The following is a 6,697-nucleotide window of genomic DNA, read 5'->3' as shown; positions in this document are numbered from 1 at the left end:
CCCCCACCCGTATCTTCGCCTGTACGCCCCCCGTGAACACCTTCGCCATTGCACTTGACGGTACCCGTCTGGGAGAAGTTTGGGTCTATCTGGCCGCCTCACCGCTGTTGGGGCTGACGATCACCCTGTTGGCCTACGGCGTGGCGCACCGTCTATTCCTGGCCTGTGGCGCGCACCCGCTGGCCAATCCGGTGGCCGTCGCCATCGCGCTGCTCGGGGGGCTGTTGACCCTGACCGGCACACCCTACGCCACTTATTTTGAAGGGGCGCAGTTCGTGCACTTTCTGCTCGGCCCAGCGACGGTGGCGCTGGCCGTCGCCCTGCACGCGCAGTGGCCGCTGCTGCGACGGACTTGGCTGCCGCTGCTCGTGGGGCTGGTGACTGGGGCGTTGGCTGCGGCGGTCAGCGCCGTGGTCTTGGGCTGGCTTTTGGGCGCTAGCCCGCAGACCCTGGCCTCGCTGGCCCCCAAGTCGGTGACCACACCGGTGGCCATGGGTATCGCTGAGGGCCTGGGCGGATTGCCGTCTCTGACCGCCGTCCTGGTCGTGGTCACCGGCATTTGGGGAGCGGTAACGGCGCGCTGGCTGTTCGATCGGCTGGGCATCGCCGACCCGATGGTGCGCGGCTTTGCCCTCGGCGTCACGGCCCACGGCATCGGCACCGCGCGGGCCTTTCAGGTCAGTGCGACGATGGGGGCTTTTGCCGGGCTGGCGATGGGGTTGGCGGCCCTGTTCAACGCCGTCGCCTTGCCCTGGCTGATGCACGGCCTGCTGGCGCTGCTGATGCGCTGAGACGGGAGCTGGCGGCGCGGGCGCCGCTGGGCCTCACTCGATCAACCGTGCAGATCGTCACGGCGGGCGATTTCGAATAAGCGAGCCAATTCGTGCGAATGGCAGCGCAAATTACGGCGGTGCCACAGCATGATCAACCCCATGACGCTGGCCACCAGCAGCCCGAACGCAATGATCGCACCAAACGCCGACAGCCCCGCCCCAGTGGCGGCGCTGTAGAGAAAGCCCAGGCCCAGGATGCAGGCCTGCTCGTTGAAGTTTTGTACCGCGATGGAGCGGCCAGCACCCATCAGATTGTGGCCACGGTGCTGCAGCAGAGCGTTCATCGGCACCACCAGAAAACCGCCCAGCGCCCCCAGCAGGACCAGGAACGGCGCGGCCACCCAAACGTCGCGGATGACCACCATCAGCACCACCAGCAGCCCCATCGCCACGCCCAGCGGCATCACGCGCGGGGCCTGTTCAATACGCATGCGCACCGAGGCCACCACCGCTCCCGCCGCCGTGCCGACCGCAACGACGCCCACCAGGCTGGAGGCCTGCGTGGTGTTGTAGCCCAGCGCCGCCGCCGCCCAGGCCAGCACGATGTAGCGCAGATTGCCGCTGACGCCCCAGAACAGCGTCGTCGTCGCCAGTGAGATCTGGCCCAGGTGGTCGCGCCACAGGCGCCAGTTGCACCGCCAGAAGTCTGGCAGCAGCGCCAGCGGATTGGGCGGCAGGTGGCGCAACGGTGTCGTGGTGCGCGGGATGCGCAGGTTGAACGCCGCCGCCAGCCCGTACACCACCACCAGGCCGACGATGGCCAGTTCCACCGCCGTCGGCAGCCAAGCGCGCAGCCATACCGCCTCTTGCGCATCCAGCCACGCTGCCACCGCGGGCGAGACGAGCTGCCCGCCCAGCACGACACCGAGAATGATGGAGGCGATCGTCAGCCCCTCAATCCAGCCGTTGGCCTTGACCAGCTGCGACGGCGGCAGCAACTCGGTCAGGATGCCGTACTTGGCCGGCGAATACGCCGCCGCGCCCAGACCCACCAGGCTGTAGGCCAGCAGCGGGTGCACAGGGGTCAGCATCAGTACACAGCCCACCACCTTGATGGCGTTGCTGATGAACATGACCTGCCCCTTGGGCCGCGAATCCGCAAACGCCCCCACCCACGGTGCCAGCAACACGTAAAACAGCGCGAACATTGGCACTAGCGCAGCGGCCTGCCACGGCGGCGCGCCACGACTGCGCAGCAGCTCCACCGCCACCACGAACAGCGCGTTGTCGGCCAGCGAGCTGCAAAACTGCGCCATCATGATGGTGTAGAAGCCGCGCTTCATGGGGGCGAAATATCCGAAATAGCCTCGTATCGGGGGTGTGCACACCACCCGGCTGTGCGAAAGTCGCGTCTGGCGCAGGGTGCGCGGTTTATAGCATGCGCCCGCGCCAGCGCCATCCGCCTCCCTCTTTTTCCCATCGCCTGCCATGCCCCGCCCGATCCTTGCCACCGTGCACCTGGATGCCCTGCGCCACAACCTGAACCGCTGCCGCGCCGCCGCCGGCGACGCGCGCGTGTGGGCCGTCGTCAAGGCCAACGCCTACGGCCACGGCATCGAGCGCGTCTGGCCGGCGCTGCGCGCCGCCGACGGCTTTGCGCTGCTCGACCTGGCCGAGGCCGAGCGGCTGCGCACGCTGGGCTGGCGCGGTCCCATACTGCTGTTGGAGGGCTGCTTCGAGCCACGCGACCTGGAGACCTGCTCGCGCCTGGACCTGTGGCACGTGGTGCACACCGAGGAGCAAATCGACTGGCTGGCAGCGCACAAGACGCACCAGCCGCACCACGTGTTCTTGAAGATGAACTCGGGCATGAACCGGCTCGGCTTTCGCCCGCCGGCCTACCGCGCCGCCTGGGCGCGGCTGCAGGCGCTGCCGCAAGTCGGCGAGATTGGGCTGATGACGCATTTTTCCGACGCCGATGGGCAGCGCTTGGGGCGCGAGGGCGTGCTGCACCAGGTGGAGGCATTCGTGCGCGCCACGCGCGACCTGCCGGGGGAGCGCAGCCTGTGCAACAGCGCCGCCACGCTGCGCCATGCACGGCAGCTGCGCCTAGGCGACGACGGCGGGGCGCTGGCGGCGGACTGGGTGCGCGCCGGCATCGCGCTCTACGGCAGCGCACCCGACCATCCGGCGCACACCGCTGCCGGGTGGAACCTGCAGCCGACCATGACGCTGGCCAGCCGGCTGATCGCCATCCAGCCGGTGGCCGCCGGCGAAACGGTCGGCTATGGCTCGATCTACACCGCGCCGCGCGATCTGCGCGTCGGCATCGTGGCTTGTGGCTACGCCGACGGCTACCCGCGCCACGCCAGTCTGTCGCAGGACCACGGCGCGCCGGTGCTGGTGCGCGGCGCGCGCACGCGGCTGGTGGGCCGCGTCAGCATGGACATGTTGGCCGTGGACCTGACCCCAGTGGAAGCCGCCGGCGGCCCGTGCCGCCCCGGCGACGAGGTGGTGCTGTGGGGCCGCAGCGCCAGCGGCGCGGTGCTGCCGATCGACGACGTGGCGCAGGCCGCCGGCACCATCGCCTACGAGCTGATGTGCGCGGTGGCCGCGCGGGTACCCTTCGCTGTCGACGGGGCGGGCGAGACAGGCGTCCTTGAGACCCCTTAGACTTGTACTCCTGGGGGTATCAAGCTATACTCACGGCCCATTGGAGGATCAGACCATGGATGGACGTACGATGCCTCTCTCCCCACTGGCCCGTCGGCGCTGGCTCGGCGTGGCCGCTGCCGGATTGCTCGGTGGCACGGTGCTCGCGCCTGCCTGGGCGCAGGGCGAAACTGCCGGCCCACGCGTGCCAGTGACCGAAGCCGCCCGCCGCCCGGTTGGTCAAGCGCTGCTGCTGGACGCTACGATCGAAGCCCAACAGCAGGCGACGCTGTCCGCCCAAGCCAGCGGCCGCATCGTGCAGCTGCAGGTCAAGGCCGGCGACCGCGTGCGCGCTGGACAGGTGCTGGCGGTGATCGACGACCGCGAGACCAGCGCCGGCGTGCAGCGCGCCGGTGGCGCAGTGGCGCAGGTCGAAGCCGAGCTGCGCAACGCCGAGGCCCATGCCAAGCGCACGCGCGAACTGCGCGCGCAGGGCTTCGTTTCGCAGGCAGCGGTCGACACCGCCGAGGCGCAGGCCGCTGCCGCACGCGCCGCGCTGCAGCAGGCCAAGGCGGCGCAGTCACAGGCTGCGCTGGCGCAGGGCTTCACACGGCTGACTGCACCGTTCGACGGTTTCGTGCTGGCCACGCACGCGGAGGCCGGCGACCTGGCCGCACCCGGCCGCCCGATCCTGACGATCTACGCACCGCAGCCGCTGCGCGCGACGGTGCATGTTCCTGCATCGCAATCGGCGCTGGCCGAGCGCGCGCAGCGCATCGAGGTGCACCTGCCCGATGGGCGCTGGGTGCAACCGAGCGGGCGCAGCCGCTTGCCGGCGGCCGACCCGGTGGCACAGACGGTGGAGTGGCGCCTGTCGCTCGCGCCCGCCGACGCGCAGGGCGTGCTGCCCGGGCAGGCGGTCAAGGTGCGCTTTGCCGCTGGCAGCGACGAACGGCTGGTGGTGCCAGCCAGCGCCCTGCTGCGCCGCGGCGAGTTGACCGCCGTCTATGTGGCGGCGCCTGCTGGCGCCCCTTCGGGCTTTGTGCTGCGCGCGGTGCGTGTCGGCGCCGACCACGGCGAGGCTGGGGTGGAGATCTTGTCGGGCCTGCAGCCGGGTGAGCGCGTGGCGCTCGACCCGGTGCGCGCCGGGCTGCGCGGTGCGCAGGCCGCGCAGTGATCGGCCATCGTCCCTTGCCCCTGATGCAGGAGAACGGCCGATGAATGCCGAATCCCCAATCCCCCCCACCGGTACCCAGGCCGAACGGCTGGGCATCTCGGGTGTGATCGCCCGAGCCTTTCAGGCCAACGCCATCACACCGCTGCTGGCGTTGGTGGCGCTGCTGTTGGGCCTCTTTGCGGTGCTGGTCACGCCGCGCGAAGAGGAGCCGCAGATCAATGTCACGATGGCCAATGTGCTGATCCCGTTTCCGGGTGCCTCTGCCGCAGATGTCGAAAAGATGGTGGCACAGCCGGCCGAGCATGTGCTGTCGCAGATCCACGGCATCGAGCACACCTACAGCGTCTCGCGCCCCGGTGTGGCAGTGCTGACGGTGCAGTTTAAGGTCGGCGTGCCGCGCACCGAGGCGCTGGTGCGTCTGTACGACGTGCTCAATGCCAATCAAGACTGGCTGCCGCAGGGTCTGGGCGTTTTGCCGCCGATCGTCAAGCCCAAGGGCATCGACGACGTGCCGGTGCTGGCTGCCACGCTGTGGAGCCCTGCGGGCAAGAGCGCGTGGGAGATCGAGCGCGTCGCGCACGCGATCGAGACCGAACTCAAGCGCGTGCCCGGCACGCGCGAGGTGCAGACCATCGGCGGTCCAGGACGCGCGATCCACGTCTGGATCGAGCCGGAGCGGCTGCGCGCACGCGCCGTCGCGCTGCAGGCCATCCATCAGGCCATCGCTGCCGCCAACCAAGCGATGCCGTCCGGCGCCGTGGCGCAGCCTCGCCAACAACCCGGCGAGCCCGGCTTGCTGACGGTGGAAACCGGCGAATTTCTAAAAAGCGTGCAAGATGTCGGTGACATCGTCGTCGGCGTGCACCAGGGCCGTCCGGTCTACCTGCGCGAGGTGGCGCGCATCGAGGAAGGCGCGCAACTGCCGCGCCGCTATGTCTGGCACACGCCCGGGCAGGCTGGCGCCTTGCCCGATGGCGCGCAGCCCGGACAAGCCTACCCGGCAGTGACAGTGATCGTGACCAAAAAGCCGGGCGAGAACGCCGTCGATGTGGCGCGCGCAGCCACGCAACAGCTCGAACGCCTGCACAACACGCTGATCCCCGACGGCGTAGAGGTGACGATCAGCCGCGACTATGGCGCAACCGCAGCGGACAAGGCCAACAAGCTGATCAGCAAATTGATCTTTGCGACCGGCAGCGTGATCGTACTGGTCGGGCTGGCGCTGGGTCGGCGCGAGGCAGTCATCGTCGGCGTGGCCGTGATCCTGACGCTGACGGCGACGCTGTTTGCCTCGTGGGCGTGGGGTTTTACACTCAACCGCGTGTCGCTGTTTGCGCTGATCTTCTCGATCGGCATTTTGGTGGATGACGCCATCGTCGTGGTGGAAAACATCCACCGGCATCGTCAGCTCACGCCCGAGGCATCGCTGCTGTCCATCATCCCGCGCGCGGTCGACGAGGTCGGCGGCCCGACCATCTTGGCCACGCTGACGGTGATCGCAGCGCTGCTGCCGATGGCCTTCGTCACTGGGCTGATGGGCCCCTACATGAGCCCGATCCCGATCAACGCCAGCATGGGCATGGCGATTTCGCTGGCCATCGCGTTTACCGTGACACCGTGGCTGGCGCACAAGCTGATGGGCCAACACGGCGCCGGCCCCACAGCAGCGCACGGGCCGTCCGCGCTGACGCGCGGGCTGCAGACCTTCTTCGCGCGCGTGCTGACGCCATTTCTGGAAAGCGCGCGCCACCGTTGGCTGCTCGCGCTGGGCGTGCTGGCCGGTCTGTTCTTGTCGGTCGGGCTTGCGGCGGTGCAGGCGGTCATTCTGAAGATGCTGCCGTTCGACAACAAGAGCGAATTTCAGGTGGTGCTGGAGATGCCGGCGGGCACGGCGTTGGAGGACACGGCCGCCGCGCTGCAAGATATGACGGCGTTCTTGGCGCAGCAGCCGGAAGTCACGCATGTACAGGGCTACGCCGGTACCGCCAGCCCGATCACCTTCAACGGGCTGGTGCGGCAGTACTATCTGCGGGCCGATGCCGAACAGGGTGACCTGCAGGTCAACCTGATCGACGCCAAACACCGCAAGGAGCAA

5 protein-coding genes are annotated in these 6,697 nt (G+C 69.0%); 4 read left to right on the top strand and 1 reads right to left on the bottom strand.

Annotation, left to right across the window (positions count from 1 at the left end; translation table 11 throughout):
• Positions 1 to 47 precede the first annotated feature (47 nt).
• Complete coding sequence (locus P3W97_RS07295) at positions 48 to 791, top strand: LrgB family protein (RefSeq protein WP_300845244.1); 744 nt, start codon at positions 48 to 50, stop codon at positions 789 to 791.
• A 41-nt stretch (positions 792 to 832) separates the two neighbouring features.
• On the opposite strand, the gene lplT is transcribed toward P3W97_RS07295, so the two are convergent.
• Positions 833 to 2,116: a lysophospholipid transporter LplT gene (gene lplT, locus P3W97_RS07290; RefSeq protein WP_300845242.1), complete on the bottom strand. Its 1,284-nt coding sequence runs from the start codon at positions 2,114 to 2,116 to the stop codon at positions 833 to 835.
• Positions 2,117 to 2,261: 145 nt separating this feature from the next.
• On the opposite strand from lplT, the gene alr reads away from it, so the two are divergent.
• The 3 genes from alr to P3W97_RS07275 form a co-directional block, all read left to right on the top strand.
• Positions 2,262 to 3,446 (top strand): alanine racemase, encoded by a 1,185-nt coding sequence (alr, locus tag P3W97_RS07285; RefSeq protein ID WP_300845240.1) that lies wholly within the window; start codon positions 2,262 to 2,264, stop codon positions 3,444 to 3,446.
• A 55-nt stretch (positions 3,447 to 3,501) separates the two neighbouring features.
• On the top strand, positions 3,502 to 4,602 hold the full coding sequence (locus P3W97_RS07280; protein ID WP_300845238.1) for an efflux RND transporter periplasmic adaptor subunit: 1,101 nt from the start codon (positions 3,502 to 3,504) through the stop codon (positions 4,600 to 4,602).
• A 40-nt stretch (positions 4,603 to 4,642) separates the two neighbouring features.
• Positions 4,643 to 6,697: efflux RND transporter permease subunit (locus tag P3W97_RS07275; RefSeq protein WP_300845236.1), on the top strand; the 2,055-nt coding region annotated here is incomplete at its 3' end.

It is taken from the genome of Tepidimonas sp. (assembly GCF_029335975.1).
Classification (GTDB): Bacteria; Pseudomonadota; Gammaproteobacteria; order Burkholderiales; family Burkholderiaceae_C; genus Tepidimonas.
The sequence above is the reverse complement of the archived record's forward strand: the minus strand, read 5'-3'. Positions and strand labels throughout refer to the sequence as shown.